Below are 20,191 nucleotides of genomic sequence, written 5' to 3'. Positions count from 1 at the left end.
GGCGTGCAGACAAGATCGATCTGACACGACAGATCATTCAAGGCGCCATTTATTCCCTTTCTCCTCACACCGAGGCAAACATGAGCGAAAACATCAAACACATCAGCGATTCGTCCTTTGAAACCGACGTTCTGAAATCCGATCTGCCCGTCCTGGTGGACTTCTGGGCCGAATGGTGCGGTCCGTGCAAAATGATTGCACCGATCCTGGAAGAAGTGTCGAAGGACTACGCCGGCAAGATCCAGATTGCCAAGATGGATGTGGATGCCAACCAGGCCATTCCTGCCAAGTTCGGCATTCGCGGCATCCCGACGCTGATCCTGTTCAAGAACGGCGCACCTGCCGCGCAGAAAGTCGGCGCACTGGCCAAGGGCCAGCTGGTCGCGTTCATCGACAGCAATATCTGATACACAATGGCGGCGGTGCGCCCGCATCGCCGCCCGTAACGACAATACCGATTCAGAGACAAGCAGTACTCACTCACCGCAGTTCCCTCCCCCACCTTTTACTTTCCCGTCCGGGACACACGCACGACTATGCATTTATCCGAATTAAAGGCCCTTCACGTCTCCGCCCTGCTGGACATGGCCATCAGCCTCGACATCGACAACGCTGCCCGCCTGCGCAAGCAGGAGCTGATGTTCGCGATTCTCAAAAAACGCGCCAAGGCCGGCGAACAGATTTTCGGCGACGGCGCGCTCGAGGTGCTGCCGGACGGCTTCGGCTTCCTGCGCTCGCCCGATGCGAGCTACATGGCCTCGACCGACGATATCTACATCTCGCCGTCGCAGATCCGTCGCTTCAATCTGCACACGGGCGATTCGATCGAAGGCGAAGTGCGTACCCCCAAGGACGGCGAGCGCTACTTTGCGCTGGTCAAGGTCGACAAGGTCAACGGCGAACCGCCGGAAGCGTCCAAGCACCGCATCCTGTTCGAAAACCTGACCCCGCTGCACCCGAACAAGCTGCTGCACCTCGAACGCGAGATGCGCGGCGAGGAGAACATCACCGGCCGCATCATCGACCTGATCGCACCGATCGGCAAGGGCCAGCGCGGCCTGCTGGTGGCACCGCCGAAATCCGGTAAAACGGTCATGCTGCAGCACATCGCGCATGCGATCACAACGAACCACCCCGACTCTGCACTGATCGTGCTGCTGATCGACGAACGTCCGGAAGAAGTGACGGAAATGCAGCGCTCGGTGCGCGGTGAAGTGGTCGCCTCGACCTTCGACGAACCGGCGACGCGCCACGTGCAGGTCGCCGAAATGGTGCTGGAAAAAGCCAAGCGCCTGGTCGAGATGAAGAAGGACGTCGTGATCCTGCTCGATTCGATCACGCGTCTGGCACGTGCATACAACACCGTGATCCCGGCATCGGGCAAGGTGCTGACCGGCGGTGTCGATGCGAATGCACTGCAGCGTCCGAAGCGCTTCTTCGGCGCCGCGCGTAACGTGGAAGAAGGCGGCTCGCTGACCATCATCGCCACCGCGCTGATCGAAACCGGCAGCCGCATGGACGACGTGATCTACGAAGAATTCAAGGGCACAGGCAACATGGAAGTGCACTTGGAGCGTCGCCTGGCCGAGAAACGCGTCTATCCGGCCATCAATCTGTCCAAGTCCGGCACGCGCCGCGAGGAACTGCTGATCAAGCCGGACCAGTTGCAGAAGATCTGGGTGCTGCGCAAGCTCATGTACGACATGGACGAGATCGAGGCAATGGAATTCATCCTCGACAAGATGAAGGCGACCAAGAACAACGCCGAATTCTTCGACATGATGCGCCGCGGCAGTTCGTGATCCGCTTCGCAAGACAGCAAAAAGCCCGGTTCGACCGGGCTTTTTTCATGCGGGCATGACGCGGATACAACGTTCCGCCAGTGCCACGGCCCCCGAAACGGCCGAAAACCGTGGCCGAAATCTGCAGATGCATGGCGCAAGCTGCTGATTTCATTGTATAATCTACGGCTATTTCCAACCGGGCAAGTGATCGACAATCGGGTCAAGAAGCAGTGCGACCGACGAAGTGGCGATTGGCTACTCATTCATATCAGAGGCAAGCATGAAAGAAGGCATTCACCCAGATTATCGCGAAGTCGTGTTCCAGGACATGTCCAACGACTTCAAATTCATCACCCGTTCGACCATTCAAACGCGTGAAACCATCGAATTCGAAGGCAAGCAGTATCCGCTGATCAAGCTCGAGGTGACCTCGGAGTCGCATCCGTTCTACACCGGCAAGCACAAGATCGTCGATACCGCCGGTCGCGTCGACAAGTTCCGCAAGAAGTTCGGTTCGGTCGGTTCCAAGACGCAAGTGGCCGAGTAATAAGTGGTCGAGTAATTCGGCGCTTCGCCCACAGAAAAGGCAGCCTTGGCTGCCTTTTCTGCTATCTGCGCCGGCTTTTCCTGCCGATGCATTTACCTTTTATTACAGATGCGCCGGTCCCCGCCACTGCGCGATACCGAACTTTTGCGGCACAATAGCGCCGAACAATAACAACAGCAGCCTCCCTTCATGAAGCCAGTCCGACTTCCCGCCTCCGCCACCAAAGCTCTGCCGCGCTGGGGATTGTTCGCGCTATGCCTGCTGTACATCCTGCCGGGTCTAGTCGGGCGTGACCCATGGAAGCCGGACGATGCCTCGGGCTTCGGCATCATGTGGACCATGGCGCACGGCGGACTGTCCGACTGGCTCGCGCCGCACATCGTCGGCCTGCCGATGCCGGGCGAAGGACCGCTGGCCTACTGGATCGGCGCACTCTGCATCGTGCTGTTCGGCTGGCTGTTCGGCGATCCGATGGCGGCGCGCATCGCGCCGATCGGCTTCTTCCTGCTTGGTTCCGCCGCGGTCTGGTACACCACCTACCTGCTCGGCCGGCGGCAGGAGGCGCAGCCGCTGAAGCTCGCCTTTGGCGGCCAGCCCGAACCACGCGACTTCGGCCGCATGCTGGCCGACGGCGCGCTCCTCATCTATCTCGGCTCCCTCGGCCTGCTTGTGCATGCGCATGCCACCACGGCCGAAGCGCTGCAGATCTCCCTGATCGCCTGCGCGCTCTACAGCGCCACGCGCCTGTTCGAATCGCGTTCGATACGCAGCACCATCGTCTTCGGCCTCGTGCTCGGCCTGCTGGCGCTCACGCGCGGCTGGGTCGTGCCGCTGGCGCTGCTGATCGGCGTCATGGGACTGGCGTCGGTGCGCGAACGCGTGCTGCTGGTGCGCCTGTTCCTGGTGTCGCTGCCGGTGGCTGCGGCATTGCCGGCACTGTGGCTGTTCGCCTGCAACGCGGTGCAGCCCTTCGGCGGTTCTCCGGGCCATGCATGGATGGCGTGGAACTATGAACAGTTCGGCTGGCCCTCGCTGCCGACCGCGCAGTATTTCTTCAAGAATGCGATCTGGTTCGCATGGCCGGCCTGGCCGTTCGCGATCTGGGCCGTCTATGCGTGGCGGCGTCAGCGCGAAACGCTGCACATCACGCTGCCGCTGAGTTTCTTTGGCGCCCTGTTCATCATCGCCCTGCTCAACCCGTCGGGCGAGGAAGCGATCCTGCTGCCGCTGCTGCCGATGCTCGCGATCCTCGCCGCCTTCGGCCTGCCGACCATGAAGCGCGGCGCGATCAATGCCGTCGACTGGTTCTCGGTCATGATGCTCTCGACCTGCGCGGTGCTGATCTGGCTCGGCTGGATCGCCAAGCAGACCGGCTGGCCGGCGCAGATCGCCAAGAACGCCTTCAAGATCGCACCCGGCTTCAAACCCGAGTTCGGGCTGCTGACTTTCCTGTTTGCCGTTGCCGCCACCGCCGGCTGGGTCTGGATCGTGCACTGGCGCATCTCGCGCCGTCCGACCGTACTGTGGCGCGCCGTGGTGCTGTCCTCGGGCGGCATCATCCTGTGCTGGCTGCTGCTGATGACGCTGTGGCTGCCTTGGGGTAACTACATCAAGAGCTACGCGATCGTGGCACGTCAGGCCGACAAGATCCTGCCGGAGGACAATCATTGCGTGGCGACCAATGTCGGTGCCGCGCAACGTGCATCGTTCGCCTACTTCGGCAAGCTGCAGTTCGCGCACGAGGGCGAACGCGGTTGCGCCTACTACCTGCTGCAGGACAATCATCGCGGCAACGACACGGAGCCGACCATGACCCGCAACGGCAGCCAATGGAAGCTGCTGTGGCAGGGACGCCGCCCGGCCGACCGCACCGAGCGCTTCCGCCTCTACGAACGCGTGACGCGGGCGCCGCAGAAATAAGCCTCGCAGGACGCGCTGGTTCGCACGGTCTGGCGCACAGCTTGCTCAAACACAGCGTTTCCCGCATAATGTGCGGCTTGCCCGGGTGGTGAAATTGGTAGACGCAGCGGACTCAAAATCCGCCGCCGCAAGGCGTGCCGGTTCGATTCCGGCCCCGGGCACCACGAAAAAATCAATAGACGTCCACGGACGTCTATTTTTTTGTCCAAACCTGGGCGTTTCGCGACTTCGGTCTCCCGAGATCGACCGGCCTTTACGCTCCCGTCCATTAAGCAACGTGGTCAAAAAACTCCACGTGCCTTGGGATATGGCATAACGAGCATAGCGCGCAAAAAGCTCGTAAAGCAGCACATGGCAGAAAAAATTGAGATGATGCGATATTGAAGCGGCTTTTGAATTCGCTCACGGGGCATCCAGTCAATCAGGATTCTTTCCCAGTCTCACCAATCTCTCTTACATGTACTTGCTCATCATTGAAGACAATCCCGATATTGTCGCCAATCTTTACAGCTTCCTGGAAACGCAGGGATTTGTGCTTGACGTTGCGTATAGCGGCATAGCGGGCCTGGAGCGCGCGAGTATCGCTCATTACGATGCCATTATTCTGGATCTGGAATTGCCGGGCCTGGACGGCGTGGAGGTCTGCCGCCAGTTGCGCAAAGAAGCGCGCAAGGCAACCCCGGTGCTCATGCTGACCGCACGCGATACCGTCATGGACAAGTTGGTCGGATTCGAAGTCGGTGCCGACGACTACCTGGTCAAACCCTTCTCGCTGATCGAACTCGAAGCAAGGCTGCGCGCATTGATTCGACGGGCACGCAATGAAACAGTGGACCATATCCTGGAGTTCGGCGATTTGCGTTTTGACCTGAGCTGCGGTGTAGCCAGTCGTGCCGGGCGCACATTGAACCTGACACCGATCGGATTTCGCATACTTGAAACCTTGATGCGACATGCACCTGCCATCGTTTCCCGCGAAGTCATGATCCGCGAAATCTGGGGCGACGAACCTCCGGATAGCGATGCCATACGCACGCATATTCATGCGCTGCGTGCCGCCATGGACAAACCTTTCGTTCACCCCATGCTCGTGACTCTGCCGGGCAATGGTTACAAACTTGTCGATCATGCGTAACCAGACCTTGCGACGACGCATCACCACGGCTTTCGTCTTGATGGCGATTGTACTGTGCGGCTTCTTTTCGTTCGCAGCGTACATAGCCGTTGAAATATCGGAAGCGCAATTGATCGATCATCGGCTTGCCAAAGAGGCCAGCCGCTTGATCGATCAGCATCGTTACCACATCACGCCTGCCCCTGAAGAACGCAACTTTTTCGTCAATGAACAGATACCGGAGCCTTTCCGGGACCTCAGGGAAGGGTTGCACGAGGTAATTACGAACGGCAAAGAAATCACCGTTGTTATCCGCGAAGTCGATGGCAATCGCTATGCGGTTACAGACGACACCAGCGACTTCGAGATCACCGAGATTCTGATTTTCATGTCGCTTGCCGCTGGCTTTATCGCTAGCGTTCTGCTCGCCGTTATTCTGGGTGCGACCTTTTCCCGTCGAATCATGGCCCCCGTTACAGAACTTGCCGATGCAGTCTCCAAGGATGAAGAGCCATCCGCCCTCCCTTCGCAGGAGAAACAAGATGAAATCGGCATGCTGTCACGGGCTTTCGCAGCGCGCACGAAGCGGCTGCAAGAATTCCTGGCCGATGAAAAGTTATTCACAGGAGATGTCAGCCATGAACTGCGGACTCCGCTGACCATTATTCTCGGTGCAGCAGAATTGCTCGAGGCCAGATTGGCGAGTGAACAGGACAAGGAAGCCGCGGCCCGGATTCGACGCACCGCCAATGAGGCAACTGAACGCGTCAGTGCCTTGTTATTGCTGTCTCAATCGCCGCAATCCATCTCAACCCAGCCCTTGTCCATGCTGCATGTGGTCGAGCGCGAAATCGATCGCTATCGTCCACTGATAGAACACAAGAATGTAACGATCTGTCTTACCTGCAAACAGGATGCGTATATCCCGGCGCGAGCCGAACTGGCCGGCATTGCCATCGGCAATCTGATCCGCAACGCATGCCAATATACCGATCAAGGTCGCATTGAAATTCTGTTAACCGCTTGGCAATTGGTCATTGAAGACAGCGGCCCCGGCATTCCCCATGCCGTACGCAACCGCCTCTTCGAGCGCTTTGTCCGTGGCGACAACCAACATGTCGGTTCCGGCCTTGGCCTGGCGATCGTCAAACGGGTGACAGACCATCTAGGCTGGCAAATTCGTTACGAGAACTCAACACTTGGCGGCAGCCGTTTTCTTCTCGATTTTCGAACTACGAAATAATTCCAAACGCCGAACAAAGCGGGACTGCGTCGTTTCCAACATCCGTTTTCATTAACGTCACGTTAACGGCGACATCGATAGCGTACGGGCTCCTTTCAGAGCGAGTCGTGCGATATGAAATCTCTTTCAGTTCCCAGAGCCGTATTCTCACGGTACTGGTCACGCAGTACCTTGCCTTCATGGCATCTCGTTGTTTCGGCAGAACTCCTGGCCTTGATCGCGAGTCTCTACTTCACACTGACTGCCAATCATCTATTCCTGAATTCCGCGCTGCAAGGCAGAGATTGGGGTGACCATAAAACATGGCTGCTAGCGATCGCACTCTTGCTCGCCATTACCGGCATCCATACCGCGCTTTTCCTGATCCTGTTTTCACGCCGCACCGCGAAGCCATTACTGATCACTCTCCTTGTCATTACGGCAGCAGCTTCGTACTACATGAATCGCTACACCGTATTCTTTAATGGTGAAATGATTCGGAACATTCTTCGAACTGATTTCAAGGAAGCATCAGAATTGCTCTCTCTGGATATGCTTTTACATATCCTTCTGTACGCTGGCGTTCCGATTGCGCTTCTATCGCGCATGCATATAGCCAAGCGTCGCTGGACGCGAACCTTGTGGATTCGACCGCTCTGTGTCATTGCGGCTGCTGTCGTAACCGTCGCGGCAGTTCTGCCTGTGTTCCAGGATTTCTCGGCAATGATGCGTAATCAAAAGGAAATGCGTTTCTTGATCATGCCCGGTGCCTACCTGACGTCCTTTACCCGCGTCCTCGCATCTGACGGCAAGCAGGCGGCAACCGGACGCATCTCCATTAGTGAAGATGCCAGGCTGGGCGCACTCTGGGCGCATCGTAGCAAGCCGATGCTTTTCGTTCTTGTCGTAGGAGAAACGACACGTGCAGCGAACTGGGGATTGAACGGATATGCGCGTCAGACGACGCCCCGACTCGCCAGCCTGGAGGGCATCATCAACTTTCCGTATGCGACGTCATGCGGAACAAACACCGAAGTATCGGTCCCATGCATGTTTTCGCCATTCGGACGTCACGACTATGACGAGGAAAAGATTCGTTCGCACGAATCCCTGCTTCATCTCATCCATCGCACTGGCATCTCGACAGTCTGGCGAGACAACCAGTCGGGATGCAAAGGCGTCTGCGACGGTCTCCCAATGACCCACATCGACACGAGCCAGAAATCTCCACTGTGCGACGGCGAAAGATGTCTGGACGATATTCTGACTGAAGGAATGGATACCGACATTCAGCGCGCACCGAACGGGAACGTCTTTGTCGTCCTCCATCAACTCGGCAACCATGGACCTGCTTATTACAAACGCTATCCGCCAGAGCTTCGCAGATTTGTTCCCACCTGCGATACGGCAGACCTAGGAAAATGCACGAAGGAGCAGATCGTCAATGCATACGACAATGGCGTACTTGGTACAGACCGCATGCTCGCCAGCACGATCGCCTATCTGAAGACACAGACGCATTACGACACTGCCATGTTGTACTTATCTGATCATGGAGAATCCCTGGGTGAGCACGGCATCTTTCTGCATGGTCTGCCCTACTCCATTGCTCCCAAAGAGCAAACCCAGATACCCATGGTGATGTGGATGTCTTCGGGTTTCTCTTCCAGCTTTGGCATCAACAGAGACTGTATTTCCCGCCGGGCAAACCAACCGATCTCGCAAGACCATCTTTTTCATTCCTTGCTGGGATTGCTTCGCATTGAATCAAAGCAGTACGACCCCGCATGGGATGCATTTAAAGGCTGTCGTGCATGAGGATTTTCTCCCGCTCCGTCACCTTCCAGATCCTCTCTCTCGCCATATCTGGATTATTCCTGGTGTGGTTATCGCGCGATGGGCGGCTGGATTTTTTTCTTGCGCGACTGTTTTTTGATTCATCGACAGCAAGCTTTCCTTTGCGAGACACGCCTTTGCTTTCCATCTATGGTCACACTTGGCTCAAGAATATGGTCAATGCCATCTGGCTTGCCAGCATCGGACTGGCCATGGCGAGTCTGCGCAATGTCAAGCTCCAGGCCTGGCGAGCGCCTCTTTGGCGATTCGTTCTCTTTGCTGGTAGCGCCGCCCTCCTGATCCAGCAACTCAAGGCGCATAGCGCACATGCATGTCCATGGTCGCTTGTCCAGTTCGGGGGCGATGCGACATGGTTCCCGCTCTTCGATACAACCGCCGTTGACGAGTCAGGCAACTGCTGGCCCGGCGGTCACGCATCTGCAGGGTATGTCTTGATCGCTGCATGGTTTGCCGCACGAGATCGATACACGGTGCTTGCAAGAGGAGCGCTGGCCGGCGGGCTGATCCTAGGATCGTTGATGGGCCTCATTCAAATGATGCGCGGCGCTCACTTCCTCACCCACAATCTCTGGACATTATGGCTCGTGTGGTCAACGTGCTTCGCATTGGATCTTCTTTACCGAATCGGCGCAATGCTTTTATCTGCCAGAAGCAAGACTACAGCGCATTCCGCCAGTTTGATCTGCTCGCGCCCTCCCCACCGATAGGCGGTGACCGCCATTACGGAGTCGTTACCGATGGACACCAGATCAAATCGGGAACGAAGTGCTCCACGCGTGAACAACCGAGCTGTGCCATCACCAACTCCAACTCGGTCCGTAATAGATGAAGCAGATGAGCTACGCCCGATATGCCGCCGACAGCCAGGGCATGAATCTGCGACGACCGATGAGGACGGCTTGAGCGCCAAGCGCTAACGCCTTGGCGATGTCCGTTCCCCAACGCACCCCGCTGTCGAGCCACACCGGGGTACCCGGCTTGATCTGATCCACCATACTGCGTATCGCCGGCAGCATTTCCATGGGAGAAGGTGCGCAATCCTGCACCCTTCCGCCATGGTTGGAGACGATCAATCCATCGGCACCACAGCTGAGCGCCTCGCGCGCTTGCGAAGCAGAAAGAATCCCCTTGACCAACAATGGCAGACGCGTTTGTGCACGCAGCCAGCGCAACTCGTCCCACGTGGGCACCATATCGACAAGCGGCGTGCCAAGGACAATACCGCTCTGTCCGACACGAGCGGTATGCCGCATCTCCGGAAATTAAAAATCTCGCCTTATTCAAAAATAATCCCGTAACAAGAACGAGAAAGGCTGGGTCCATTTTTCAGGATTGATTTACAGCCCTGCCTCATCGGCGAAACGGAATACCACGCAGCAAGCGCGATCGACACCTCAATCCGTGCCCTTGGTTCTGATCAATACCTGCGCCCGGGTTGACGCCACGTTAACGCGACATTGGGCAATCTCATGGCATCAAGATAAGCATTGGATAGTCATGATGGAAACCGGCAAGCAACCGATCAGCGAATTCAAAAGCAAAGGCGGCATACAGCGCATCTTCAAGGCACTTCGCTATTCCCTTGATGGTTTTATGAGCGCCTGGCGTGGCGAACACGCCTTTCGGCAAGAACTGTTCGTGGTTTCCATCGCCAGCATTGCCGCATGCATGCTGCCCGTCACACCGCTCGAGAAAGTGTTGATGATCGGTGTTTTCTTTGCCGTACTTGTTGTTGAGCTAATCAATTCGGCGATCGAAGCTGTCGTTGACCGGATCTCTCTGGAGCGCAATCCATTATCAAAAAATGCCAAGGATTTTGGCAGTGCCGCCGTTCTCCTTACACTGCTAATGGCAGGACTAACCTGGTTGATCATTCTTTGGCCACACCTGGCTTCCAGCGGCCCCAGGTAAGCCGGATATCGCCGGCGGATTGCTGCGAATCACAATTTCGACAAGCTCCAAAGCCATTGGGCCTGCATTGCACGTTATTGAATCTGATTCGACGGAAAATCGACGCTCAAGCGATTAGTGTCGCCCCCACCACTTTCTGTCAGAAAGGCGAATGACGTAGGCCATGCCGACACCAGGCAGAATGCAAACGAGTGGTCTCTGGAGTACAAGTACTCGCCCTATGAAATACACGGGGGCACTCAATCGTCCGATTCGTCGCTTCCCCGTTCCGCCGTCTTCAGCACCTTCCTGATCGTCCCCTGCGCAAACCCGCGCTGCAGCAGAAAGCGCATCTGCCTGGCACGTTCCGCCGCGTCGGCTGGCGGGCGGCCGAATTTTCGTTGCCAGACCTCCGTTGCGCGCGCGACTTCGTCTGCGAGGTCGCCATTCGCCTCGCCAAGGGACGAAGTGTCGATGCCGTGGCTCTTGAGTTCCGACAGGATACGGCTATTACCGAAGCGCGCGGCGCGGCGCCGGATCAGGGATTCGGAAAAGCGTTCTTCGGAGAGGAAGCGCCCTGCTTCGAGCGTATCGAGCAGGGCATCGACATCGTCGCCTTCCTGTGCGTGGCGGGCGAGCTTGCGCGCCAGTTCCTGGCGGCTGTGTTCGCGCATCGATAAATAGCGAAGCGCCCGCGCCTTCAGGCTCATGTGTGGTTTTGCCATGGGCCGGTCAGCGCGGGCGCTTGCAGGGAGAATTCGAATTCAAGCGGATGTGGAAAAAGCCGGTCAGGCTTCTTTCACTTCCTTCGCTTCCTTGGCAGCCTTCTTGCCGGCGGCCGGATCATCCGACTTGAACGGCGGCAATGCCGGCACGCCGAGGGCAGCACGCACCTTGTTCTCGATCTCGTGCGCCAGTTCCGGACGTTCCTTCAGGTAGTTGCGCGCATTGTCCTTGCCCTGGCCGATGCGTTCGCCGTTGTAGCTGTACCAGGCGCCGGATTTCTCGATGACCTTGTTGTCGGCGCCAAGGTCGAGGATTTCGCCTTCGCGCGAGGTGCCTTCTCCATACAGGATGTCGAAGTGGGCTTCCTTGAACGGCGGCGCGATCTTGTTCTTGACGACCTTGATGCGGGTTTCGTTGCCGATGACTTCGTCGCCCGACTTGATGGAGCCGGTGCGGCGGATGTCCAGACGCACCGACGAATAGAACTTGAGCGCGTTGCCGCCGGTGGTGGTTTCCGGGTTGCCGAACATGACGCCGATCTTCATGCGGATCTGGTTGATGAAGATGACCAGCGTGTTGGTGCGGTTGATGCTGCCGGTCAGCTTGCGCAGCGCCTGCGACATCAGGCGCGCCTGCAGGCCGGGCAGCGAATCGCCCATGTCGCCTTCGATCTCGGCCTTGGGCGTCAGTGCCGCCACCGAGTCGATGACGATCAGATCGACGCCGCCAGAGCGCACCAGCGCGTCGCAGATTTCGAGCGCCTGCTCGCCGGTATCCGGCTGCGAGACCAGCAGTTGCGACATGTCGATGCCGAGCTTTTGCGCATAGACGGCATCGAGCGCGTGCTCGGCGTCGATGAAGGCGCAGGTGCCGCCGAGCTTCTGCATTTCGGCGATGGTCTGCAGCGTCAGCGTGGTCTTGCCCGAGGACTCCGGTCCGTAGATTTCGACTACGCGGCCACGCGGCAGGCCGCCGACGCCAAGCGCGATGTCCAGACCCAGCGAGCCGGTCGAGACGACCTGGACTTCTTCCACCACGGCGCCGTCTTCCATGCGCATGATCGAGCCCTTGCCGAACTGCTTTTCGATCTGGGCCAGGGCGGCGGCCAGCGCCTTGCTCTTGTCTGAGGCTGCTACGTTTTTCTTGTCGTCCATGAAATTCTTTCGGCGAGAGGTAAAGAGACCAGGGGAAACCGGACATGCCGGACCGGAAACGGTACTGTATAAAAAAACAGTGTATTGTGCAAGTGGCGTTTTTCGTTTGCGCGACGATTGTGCGGAATTATCGCGAAAATCGGCGGAAATCGCACGGAAAGCTGCGCGCGGACAAGCGGATTTCCGGAGCCTTCCGTTAAGATCGACGCTCGATGCCCCATCCACCTGCCCATGCCCGCCTTGCCCGATCTGTTTGCCCTTGCCTATAAGAAGGAACGTGCCATGGCGCGCAAACGCATGGCAGGCAATGACTTGTCGGAAGAACAAGCACTCTTGGAAGTACTGATGCAGAGTGCCGGCGACCGGCCGCTGGCCGCATTGCTGGAGACAAGAAGGCAGGAGAACCGGCGACAGCACGAACGCATTGCAATGCGGCGTCAGGCACAGGCCGCCAGGCTTGCCGCACGCCGGGCCACGACAGCACCGGCCGATGCCTGGCTCGCATGGTTCGACGGCTCTGCGCGTCCCAATCCGGGGCGCATGGGCATGGGCGCAATATTGCAGGCGCCGGACGGAAGAACCATCCAACTCGGCGTGACCGGCGGTCATGGCGACAGTAGCCAGGCCGAATACCTGGCACTGCATGCGGTACTGGATGCGGCCGTGCAGCACGGCGTGTCGCGTCTGGTCGTGCATGGCGACAGCCGGGTCGTGATCGACGATGTGCTGGCAGCCAACGGCCGTACCGCGGCCGCGCTGTCTGCCAGTCGCCAGCATGCGTTGCAGTTGATGGCGCGCATCGGATCGGTGACGCTGACCTGGATACCTCGTCATCGCAATGTAGCGGCAGACCGGCTGTCGCAGCACGCGAGCAGACATTCCGGCACGCAATCCGCGCCACGCCTGCCATGACATGCCGCCTTGCTGGACCCGGCGAAACCCAATAGACTACAAGCCGATTCTCAGCTTTCCCTCTCTCTATGCGTATTCTGCTTGCCGAAGACGACAGCGTTCTGGCCGATGGCCTGACTCGCTCCCTGCGCCAGTCCGGCTATGCGACCGATTGCGTCAAGAACGGCCTGGAAGCCGACTCGGTGCTGTCCACCCAGGATTTCGACCTGCTGATCCTCGATCTCGGCTTGCCCAAGATGTCGGGGCTCGAGGTGCTGCAACGCCTGCGCGCGCGCAACTCGCACCTGCCGGTACTGATCCTGACCGCCGCCGATTCGGTCGAGCAGCGCGTCCGGGGACTCGATCTCGGCGCCGACGATTTCATGGCCAAGCCGTTTGCCCTGTCCGAACTCGAGGCGCGCGTGCGCGCCCTGACGCGGCGCGGTGCCGGCGGCGGACCGACCGTCATCAAGCACGGCCCGCTGTCCTACGACCAGGTCGGCCGCATCGCCTACATCAACGATCAGATGCTGGACCTGTCGGCACGCGAACTCGGACTGCTCGAAGTGCTGCTGCAGCGCAGCGGCCGCCTGGTCTCCAAGGAACAGCTGGTTGACCACCTGTGCGAATGGAGCGAGGAAGTCAGCAACAACGCCATCGAGGTCTATGTGCATCGCCTGCGCAAGAAGATCGAGGTCGGCGGCCTGCGCATCGCGACCGTGCGCGGTCTCGGCTACTGCCTCGAAAAATTTCCCGAATCCGCCCCACCCACCTCGACGGCCGCCTGACGCCGCCGCATGCCGGACACGCATCGGAAACCCATGATGGTCCGCCCTGCCTCCTCCGCAGCAGGCAGCGCCGCCGAACCCGGCGAAACGCATCGCTCGCTGTTCGGCGGCATTCTCGACTGGATGCTGGTGCCGCTGCTGCTGCTGTGGCCGCTCAGCATTGCCGTCACCTACGTGGTGGCGAAATCGATCGCCAACGAACCGTTCGATCGCGCGCTCGAAGACAAGCTCAACGTCATCGCGCAACAGGTCAAGCAGCAGGACGACCGCGTGACCACACGTCTCAACGGACCGGCGCGCGACATCCTGCATGCCGACAACATCGACAACCTGTACTACCAGATCCTCGATGCGAACGGCGCGCTGGTCGAGGGTGAAGCCGAACTGCCCGCGCCGAAAGGCGACGACACGCCGGCGCCGTGGGCCGTGCAGTTCCGCTACGACTTCGTGCGCAACGTGGAAGTGCGCATCGCCTATGTCTATATCGACCTGTTCAAGACCCGGCCGGAAACCCAGTTCAACAGCGACACCAAGCTGGCGCTGGTGCAGCTGGGCGAAACGCTGGACAAGCGTTCTCAGCTCGCCAACCAGATCATCAAGGGCGTGATCGTGCCGCAGTTCATCATCTTGCCGATCGCGCTGATCCTGGTCTGGTTCGCGCTCTCGCGCGGCCTGCAGCCGCTGGCGGAACTGCAGCAGCGCATCAACGAACGGCGCTCGGACGATCTGAGCCCCATCGATTCGGGCCACGTCCCCGAGGAAATCCTGCCGCTGGTCGGCTCGCTCAACGACATGCTGGACCGGCTGTCGCACAATATCCGCACGCAGAAACGCTTCATTGCCGATGCCGCGCACCAGATGAAGACGCCGCTGGCCGGCATGCGCATGCAGTCCGAACTTGCGTTGCGCCAGCAGGAGCAGGAAGAAATCCACAAGTCGCTCGAACAACTGGCCAAGAGTTCGAGTTCGGCCACGCGGCTGGTCAACCAGCTGCTGGCACTGGCGCGCGCCGAAAACCCGCAGCAGGAAACCGTCACCATGCAGCGCATCGATCTCGGCGAGCTGGCGCGTGAAACCGTGCAGGACTGGATTCCGATGTCGTTCAATCACCGCATCGACCTCGGCTTCGAATCGCCCGAGCAGGCGGTCTTCGTGCAGGGCGATCGCGTCATGCTGCGCGAACTGCTCAACAACCTGATCGACAATGCGCTCAACTACACGCCGGCCGGCGGCCATGCCACTGTGCGCGTGTGCATGGATGCCATCCGGCAGCGCGCCATGCTCGAGGTGGAGGACACCGGCCCCGGCATCGCGGCCAACGAGCATGTGCATATCTTCGATCGCTTCTATCGCATCCTGGGCTCGAATGTCGAAGGCAGCGGGCTCGGGCTGGCGATCGTGCGCGAGATCGCGCAACAGCATGCGGCCGAGATCGAGATTCTCGACAATCCGCATTGCGTCGGCCACAAACTGCCGGGCTGCCTGATGCGCATCAGCCTCTCCCTGGCGAACGACAACCACGAGACAGAACAGGACGAGGCATGACGCCGGAAAACATCGAGACCGCAACACGCACGCAGCGCTACTGGCGGCGCACGCGACGCATGACCGTGGGACTGCTGCTGGTGTGGTTCGTGGTGACCTTCCTGTCGATCTTCTTTGCGCGCCCGCTGGCCGACTACACGCTGTTCGGCTGGCCGGTCTCGTTCTTCATGGCGGCGCAGGGCAGCACGCTGCTGTACGTCGCCATCGTCGCCTTCTATGCATGGCGCATGCGCCGGCTCGACCGCGCGCATCGGGAAGACGACGCATGACGGGCCGCAGCTTCTTCCGGCGCCTGCTGCGGTACTACACGCTTTACACGATCGGCTTCATCGTGTTCCTGTTTGCGGTCACGGTGCTCGAACACGAGGGTTTCCCGCGCAACTGGATCGGCTACGTCTTCATGTTCTCGACCATCGTGGTGTATGCCGCCATCGGCATCATCAGCCGCACTTCCAACATGCAGGAATATTATGTGGCGGGCCGCCGCGTGCCATCCTTCTTCAATGGCATGGCGACCGCCGCCGACTGGATTTCGGCGGCCAGCTTCATCAGCCTGGCCGGCGGCCTCTATCTGTGGGGATTCGACGGACTGGCCTACATCATGGGCTGGACCGGCGGCTTCGTGCTGGTGGCGCTGCTGATCGCGCCCTATTTGCGCAAGTTCGGGCAATACACGATCCCCGACTATCTGGCTTCGCGCTACACCGGGCCGTACAGCGACAACGTGGTGCGCATCGTCGCCGTGGTCGCCACCATCATCGTCTCGTTCACCTACGTGGTCGCGCAGATCTATGGCGTCGGCCTGATCACCTCGCGCTTCACGGGCGTCGATTTCTCGGTCGGCATCTTTCTCGGACTGGCATCCATCCTGGTCTGCTCCTTCCTGGGGGGCATGCGTGCGGTGACCTGGACCCAGGTCGCGCAATACATCATCCTGATCATCGCCTTCATGATTCCGGTGGTGTGGCTGTCGATCAAGCACACCAACATTCCGGTACCGCCACTGGCCTACGGCTCGGCCGTGGAAAAACTCGGCGAGCGCGAAAAAGTGCTGATCGACGACGACAAAGAAAAGGAAGTACGCGCCATTTACACGCAGCGTGCCGCCGATCTCGAGGAACGGCTGGCGACGCTCCCCGACTCATGGGAATTCGGCCGCGCCGAGATTCAGCACAACCTCGACGCGCTCAAGGCCGGCAATGCCGACCTGCAGGAAATCCGCCAGACCAGCCGCGAGCTGGCCGCCTATCCGAAGGACCCGGACGACGCCGAACGGCAGTGGATCGCCAAGCGCGCCAGCTATCTGGAAAAGGCCAAGCCGCCGCAAAGACATACCGAACCGTTCCCCGGCGATGCCGAACAGTCGAACATCAAGCGCAACAATTTCCTCGCGCTGGTGTTCTGCCTGATGCTGGGCACCGCCGCCCTGCCGCACGTACTGGTGCGCTTTCACACCACGCCCAGCGTAGGCGAGGCGCGCACCTCGGTATTCTGGACGCTGTTCTTCATCATGGCGCTCTACATCACGATCCCGGCGCTGGCGGTACTGGTCAAGTACGACATCTATACCGCGCTGGTCGGCACCGACTTCTCCAAGCTGCCGGAATGGGTCTCGTACTGGGCCGGCATCGACAAGCTGCATCCGCTGGTCAATATCGAGGACATCAACCGCGACGGCATCGTACAGCTGGCGGAGATCGCGATGGACGTCGATATGGTGGTGCTCGCCACGCCCGAGATCGCCGGCCTGCCCTATGTGATCTCCGGCCTGATCGCCGCCGGCGGATTGGCGGCCGCGCTGTCGACCGCCGACGGCCTGCTGCTGACGATCTCCAATGCCCTCTCGCACGACGTCTATTACAAGACGCTGGACCCGCATGCAACCACGCAGAAACGCGTGACGGTTTCCAAGTTGCTGTTGCTGATGGTGGCGCTGGTAGCCGCCTATGTCGCTTCGCTCAAACCTGGTGATATCCTCTCTCTCGTGGGTGCCGCATTTTCGCTGGCGGCTTCGGCGCTGTTCCCGGCGCTGGCGCTTGGCGCATTCTGGAAGCGCGCCAATCAGCAGGGAGCGATCGCCGGCATGCTGGTCGGATTTGCAGTGTGTGCGTATTACATGCTGCTCACGCATCCGGCGCTCGGCGGTTCGGCGGCGGGCCAGTGGTTTCACATCGCGCCGATCTCGGCCGGCATCTTCGGCGTACCGGCCGGGGCGCTGGCGATTGTCGTGGTCAGCCTGCTGACGCCGCCACCGGACCGCCGGACCGACGACATGCTGACGCACATACGCACCCCGTGAAGGAAAGCAGCATCTGGCATGTTTCTTGATTAAGGCCATGCATCATCTCCGCATAACAACAAGACAGACGACCCATGCCAAAATTCTTCAACGAGATGTACTGCAACGACACGGGCGAGGTGCGCGACCATTACCGTGAGTTCGAACGATGGATGTCCACGCAGTCGAGCAAGACCGTCGCCCGCAAGCGTGCCGAAGCCGACCTGATCTTCCGCCGCGTCGGCATCACCTTCGCCGTCTATGGCAACGAGGCCGGCACCGAACGCGTGATCCCGTTCGACATCATCCCGCGCATGATCACCGCCAAGGAGTGGGCGCATATGCGCGCCGGCATCGAGCAGCGCGTGCGCACGCTCAACATGTTCATCCACGACATCTATCACGAGCAGCACATCGTCAAGGCCGGCATCGTGCCGCCCGAGCAGATCTTCCGCAACGCGCAATACCGGCCCGAAATGCAGGACATCTCGGTCGCCTCCGATATCTATGCGCACATCGCCGGCGTCGATATCGTGCGCGCTGGCGAGGGCGAGTTCTACGTGCTGGAAGACAATCTGCGCGTGCCGTCCGGCGTGTCGTACATGCTGGAAGACCGCAAGATGATGATGCGGCTGTTTCCCGATCTGTTCGCGCGCTATCCGGTGGCGCCGGTCGCGCACTACCCGGACATGCTGCTCGACAACCTGCGCTCGGTGGCGCCGGTCGGCGTCGATGATCCGACCGTGGTGGTCATGACGCCCGGCATGTACAACTCGGCCTACTTCGAGCATGCCTTCCTGGCGCAGCAAATGGGCGTGGAACTGGTCGAGGGGCAGGATCTGTTCGTCAACGATAACGCCGTCTATATGCGCACCACGCGCGGTCCGCGCCGCGTCGATGTCATCTATCGCCGCATCGACGACGACTATCTCGACCCGCTGGCCTTTCGTTCCGACTCCACGCTCGGCGTGCCCGGCCTGCTGTCGGTCTATCGCGCCGGCCGCGTCACGCTCGCCAACGCGATCGGCACCGGCGTGGCCGACGACAAGTCGATCTATCCGTTCGTGCCCGACATGATCCGCTTCTATCTGTCGGAAGAACCCATTCTCAACAACGTGCCGACCTTTCAGTGCCGCAAGCCAGACGAGCTGTCATACGTGCTCGCCAACCTGCCGCAACTGGTGGTCAAGGAAGTGCATGGCGCCGGCGGCTACGGCATGCTGGTCGGCCCTGCCTCCACCAAGGCCGAGATCGAGGCCTTCCGCGCCCGCATCCTCGCGCGGCCCGACGGCTACATCGCACAGCCGACGCTGGCGCTGTCGGCCTGTCCGACCTTCGTCGATGCCGGCATCGCGCCGCGTCACATCGACCTGCGGCCCTTCGTCCTGTCGGGCAAGACGATCTCGATGGTGCCGGGCGGCCTGACGCGCGTGGCGCTGCAGGAAGGCTCGCTGGTGGTGAACTCGTCGCAGGGCGGCGGCACCAAGGACACCTGGATACTGGAGAACTGAGATGCTGAGCCGCACCGCCGATCACCTGTTCTGGATGGCACGCTATACCGAGCGCGCCGAAAACACCGCGCGCATGCTCGACGTCAACGTGCAGACCGCACTGCTGCCGCAGTCGCCGCGCGCGGCCGAGGATGGCTGGCGCGCCACGCTCAGCATTTCCGAGCTGCAGGCCGAGTTCGACCAGAAGTATCCGAAATTCACGCCGCGCGACATGCTGCACTTCATGGTGGCCGACACCTCCAATCCATCGTCGATCGCTTCCTGCCTGCGCTTCGCGCGCGAGAATGCGCGTGCCGTGCGCGGCGCACTGACCACCGAGGTCTGGGAAACCCAGAACATCACCTGGCTCGAGATGCAGAACCAGCTCGGCGACAACATCCTGGAACAGGACCCGAGCCAGTTCTTCGAATGGGTCAAGTACCGCTCGCACCTGTCGCGCGGCGTGACCTTCGGCACCATGCTGCAGGACGAGGCGCTGCACTTCATCCGGCTCGGTACCTTCCTCGAACGCGCCGACAATACCGCGCGTATCCTGGACGTCAAGTTCCACGGCGCCGGCAAGCTGGATTCGGCCGCACGCCTCGGCCACGAGCATCACCACGACTATTACTACTGGGCCGCGATCCTGCGCTCGGTGTCGGCCTTCGAAATCTATCGCACCGTCTATCGCGATGCCATCACGCCGGCGCGCGTGGCCAGCCTGCTGATGCTGCGTGCCGACATGCCGCGCTCGCTGCTGGCCTGCCTCGACGAAGTGGTGCGCAATCTGCAGCGCGTCAGCGACAGCCCGTACAGCGACACCCTGCGCTTTGCCGGCAAGCTGCATGCCGAACTGCAGTTCGCGCGCATCGAGGACATTCTCGAGGAAGGCCTGCACGATTACCTGACCAGCTTCCTCGAACGCATCAATACCCTGGGCAACCGCGTCAGCCACGACTTCCTCGTGCCGCTGGCCGCGTGAAGA

The 20,191-nt window shown here is 60.0% G+C and carries 20 protein-coding genes and 1 tRNA gene; 17 read left to right on the top strand and 4 right to left on the bottom strand.

The features are described from left to right. Positions 1-80 precede the first annotated feature (80 nt). From trxA to IEV38_RS09040, 9 genes are all read left to right on the top strand, one after another. Entirely contained in the window at positions 81-407 is a 327-nt protein-coding gene (gene trxA, locus IEV38_RS09080; RefSeq protein ID WP_188395859.1) for a thioredoxin TrxA, read from the top strand. A gap of 129 nt (positions 408-536) precedes the next feature. Further along, positions 537-1,802, top strand: a complete 1,266-nt coding sequence (gene rho, locus IEV38_RS09075) for a transcription termination factor Rho (RefSeq protein WP_188395858.1) — start codon at positions 537-539, stop codon at positions 1,800-1,802. Between the two features lie 262 nt (positions 1,803-2,064). Next, complete coding sequence (locus IEV38_RS09070) at positions 2,065-2,331, top strand: type B 50S ribosomal protein L31 (protein WP_188395857.1); 267 nt, start codon at positions 2,065-2,067, stop codon at positions 2,329-2,331. 189 nt (positions 2,332-2,520) lie between these two features. Then, positions 2,521-4,251 (top strand): ArnT family glycosyltransferase, encoded by a 1,731-nt coding sequence (locus IEV38_RS09065; protein ID WP_188395856.1) that lies wholly within the window; start codon positions 2,521-2,523, stop codon positions 4,249-4,251. 79 nt (positions 4,252-4,330) lie between these two features. Beyond that, positions 4,331-4,415 (top strand) — tRNA-Leu (locus tag IEV38_RS09060). Between the two features lie 293 nt (positions 4,416-4,708). Next, the gene (locus tag IEV38_RS09055) at positions 4,709-5,386 is read left to right on the top strand and encodes a response regulator transcription factor (RefSeq protein ID WP_188395855.1); all 678 of its coding nucleotides are present in this window, start codon (positions 4,709-4,711) and stop codon (positions 5,384-5,386) included. Next, complete coding sequence (locus tag IEV38_RS09050; RefSeq protein ID WP_229728953.1) at positions 5,379-6,608, top strand: sensor histidine kinase; 1,230 nt, start codon at positions 5,379-5,381, stop codon at positions 6,606-6,608. Before IEV38_RS09055 ends, IEV38_RS09050 begins: the two co-directional genes overlap by 8 nt. Before the next feature lie 114 nt (positions 6,609-6,722). Beyond that, positions 6,723-8,405, top strand: coding sequence for a phosphoethanolamine transferase (locus IEV38_RS09045; RefSeq protein ID WP_188395854.1), 1,683 nt, complete (start codon positions 6,723-6,725; stop codon positions 8,403-8,405). Next, positions 8,402-9,151 carry a phosphatase PAP2 family protein gene (locus IEV38_RS09040; RefSeq protein ID WP_188395853.1) on the top strand — a complete coding sequence of 250 codons (750 nt, stop codon included), beginning with the start codon at positions 8,402-8,404 and terminating at the stop codon, positions 9,149-9,151. The genes IEV38_RS09045 and IEV38_RS09040 overlap by 4 nt, the downstream gene beginning before the upstream one ends. Positions 9,152-9,164: 13 nt before the next feature. Here IEV38_RS09040 and IEV38_RS15380 read toward each other — a convergent pair whose 3' ends face one another. Both IEV38_RS15380 and IEV38_RS15375 read right to left on the bottom strand, forming a co-directional pair. Beyond that, on the bottom strand, positions 9,165-9,386 hold the full coding sequence (locus tag IEV38_RS15380) for an alpha-hydroxy-acid oxidizing protein (RefSeq protein ID WP_268234717.1): 222 nt from the start codon (positions 9,384-9,386) through the stop codon (positions 9,165-9,167). After that, positions 9,284-9,697: an alpha-hydroxy-acid oxidizing protein gene (locus tag IEV38_RS15375; RefSeq protein ID WP_268234716.1), complete on the bottom strand. Its 414-nt coding sequence runs from the start codon at positions 9,695-9,697 to the stop codon at positions 9,284-9,286. Before IEV38_RS15375 ends, IEV38_RS15380 begins: the two co-directional genes overlap by 103 nt. A gap of 247 nt (positions 9,698-9,944) precedes the next feature. Between IEV38_RS15375 and IEV38_RS09030 the strand changes: the two genes are divergently transcribed. After that, complete coding sequence (locus IEV38_RS09030) at positions 9,945-10,355, top strand: diacylglycerol kinase (protein ID WP_188396119.1); 411 nt, start codon at positions 9,945-9,947, stop codon at positions 10,353-10,355. A gap of 239 nt (positions 10,356-10,594) precedes the next feature. Here the strand turns inward: IEV38_RS09030 and recX are convergent, their stop codons facing one another. Then, complete coding sequence (gene recX, locus IEV38_RS09025) at positions 10,595-11,059, bottom strand: recombination regulator RecX (protein ID WP_188395852.1); 465 nt, start codon at positions 11,057-11,059, stop codon at positions 10,595-10,597. A 63-nt stretch (positions 11,060-11,122) separates the two neighbouring features. Beyond that, the gene (gene recA, locus IEV38_RS09020; RefSeq protein ID WP_188395851.1) at positions 11,123-12,214 is read right to left on the bottom strand and encodes a recombinase RecA; all 1,092 of its coding nucleotides are present in this window, start codon (positions 12,212-12,214) and stop codon (positions 11,123-11,125) included. A 282-nt stretch (positions 12,215-12,496) separates the two neighbouring features. On the opposite strand from recA, the gene IEV38_RS09015 reads away from it, so the two are divergent. From IEV38_RS09015 to IEV38_RS08985, 7 genes are all read left to right on the top strand, one after another. Beyond that, on the top strand, positions 12,497-13,126 hold the full coding sequence (locus IEV38_RS09015; protein ID WP_229728952.1) for a ribonuclease HI family protein: 630 nt from the start codon (positions 12,497-12,499) through the stop codon (positions 13,124-13,126). A gap of 68 nt (positions 13,127-13,194) precedes the next feature. Continuing rightward, positions 13,195-13,893 (top strand): response regulator transcription factor, encoded by a 699-nt coding sequence (locus tag IEV38_RS09010; protein WP_188395849.1) that lies wholly within the window; start codon positions 13,195-13,197, stop codon positions 13,891-13,893. A 33-nt stretch (positions 13,894-13,926) separates the two neighbouring features. After that, on the top strand, positions 13,927-15,438 hold the full coding sequence (locus tag IEV38_RS09005) for a sensor histidine kinase (RefSeq protein WP_188395848.1): 1,512 nt from the start codon (positions 13,927-13,929) through the stop codon (positions 15,436-15,438). Further along, entirely contained in the window at positions 15,435-15,707 is a 273-nt protein-coding gene (locus IEV38_RS09000) for a DUF4212 domain-containing protein (protein ID WP_188395847.1), read from the top strand. The genes IEV38_RS09005 and IEV38_RS09000 overlap by 4 nt, the downstream gene beginning before the upstream one ends. Next, positions 15,704-17,737, top strand: a complete 2,034-nt coding sequence (locus tag IEV38_RS08995) for a sodium:solute symporter family protein (protein WP_188395846.1) — start codon at positions 15,704-15,706, stop codon at positions 17,735-17,737. The genes IEV38_RS09000 and IEV38_RS08995 overlap by 4 nt, the downstream gene beginning before the upstream one ends. A 74-nt stretch (positions 17,738-17,811) precedes the next feature. Further along, on the top strand, positions 17,812-19,227 hold the full coding sequence (locus IEV38_RS08990; protein WP_188395845.1) for a circularly permuted type 2 ATP-grasp protein: 1,416 nt from the start codon (positions 17,812-17,814) through the stop codon (positions 19,225-19,227). A 1-nt stretch (position 19,228) separates the two neighbouring features. Next, entirely contained in the window at positions 19,229-20,188 is a 960-nt protein-coding gene (locus tag IEV38_RS08985) for an alpha-E domain-containing protein (RefSeq protein ID WP_188395844.1), read from the top strand. Positions 20,189-20,191 lie beyond the last annotated feature (3 nt).

Source organism: Oxalicibacterium flavum, assembly GCF_014635065.1.
Taxonomy (GTDB): Bacteria; Pseudomonadota; Gammaproteobacteria; order Burkholderiales; family Burkholderiaceae_D; genus Oxalicibacterium; species Oxalicibacterium flavum.
This window is presented reverse-complemented; position numbering and strand designations above follow the sequence as displayed.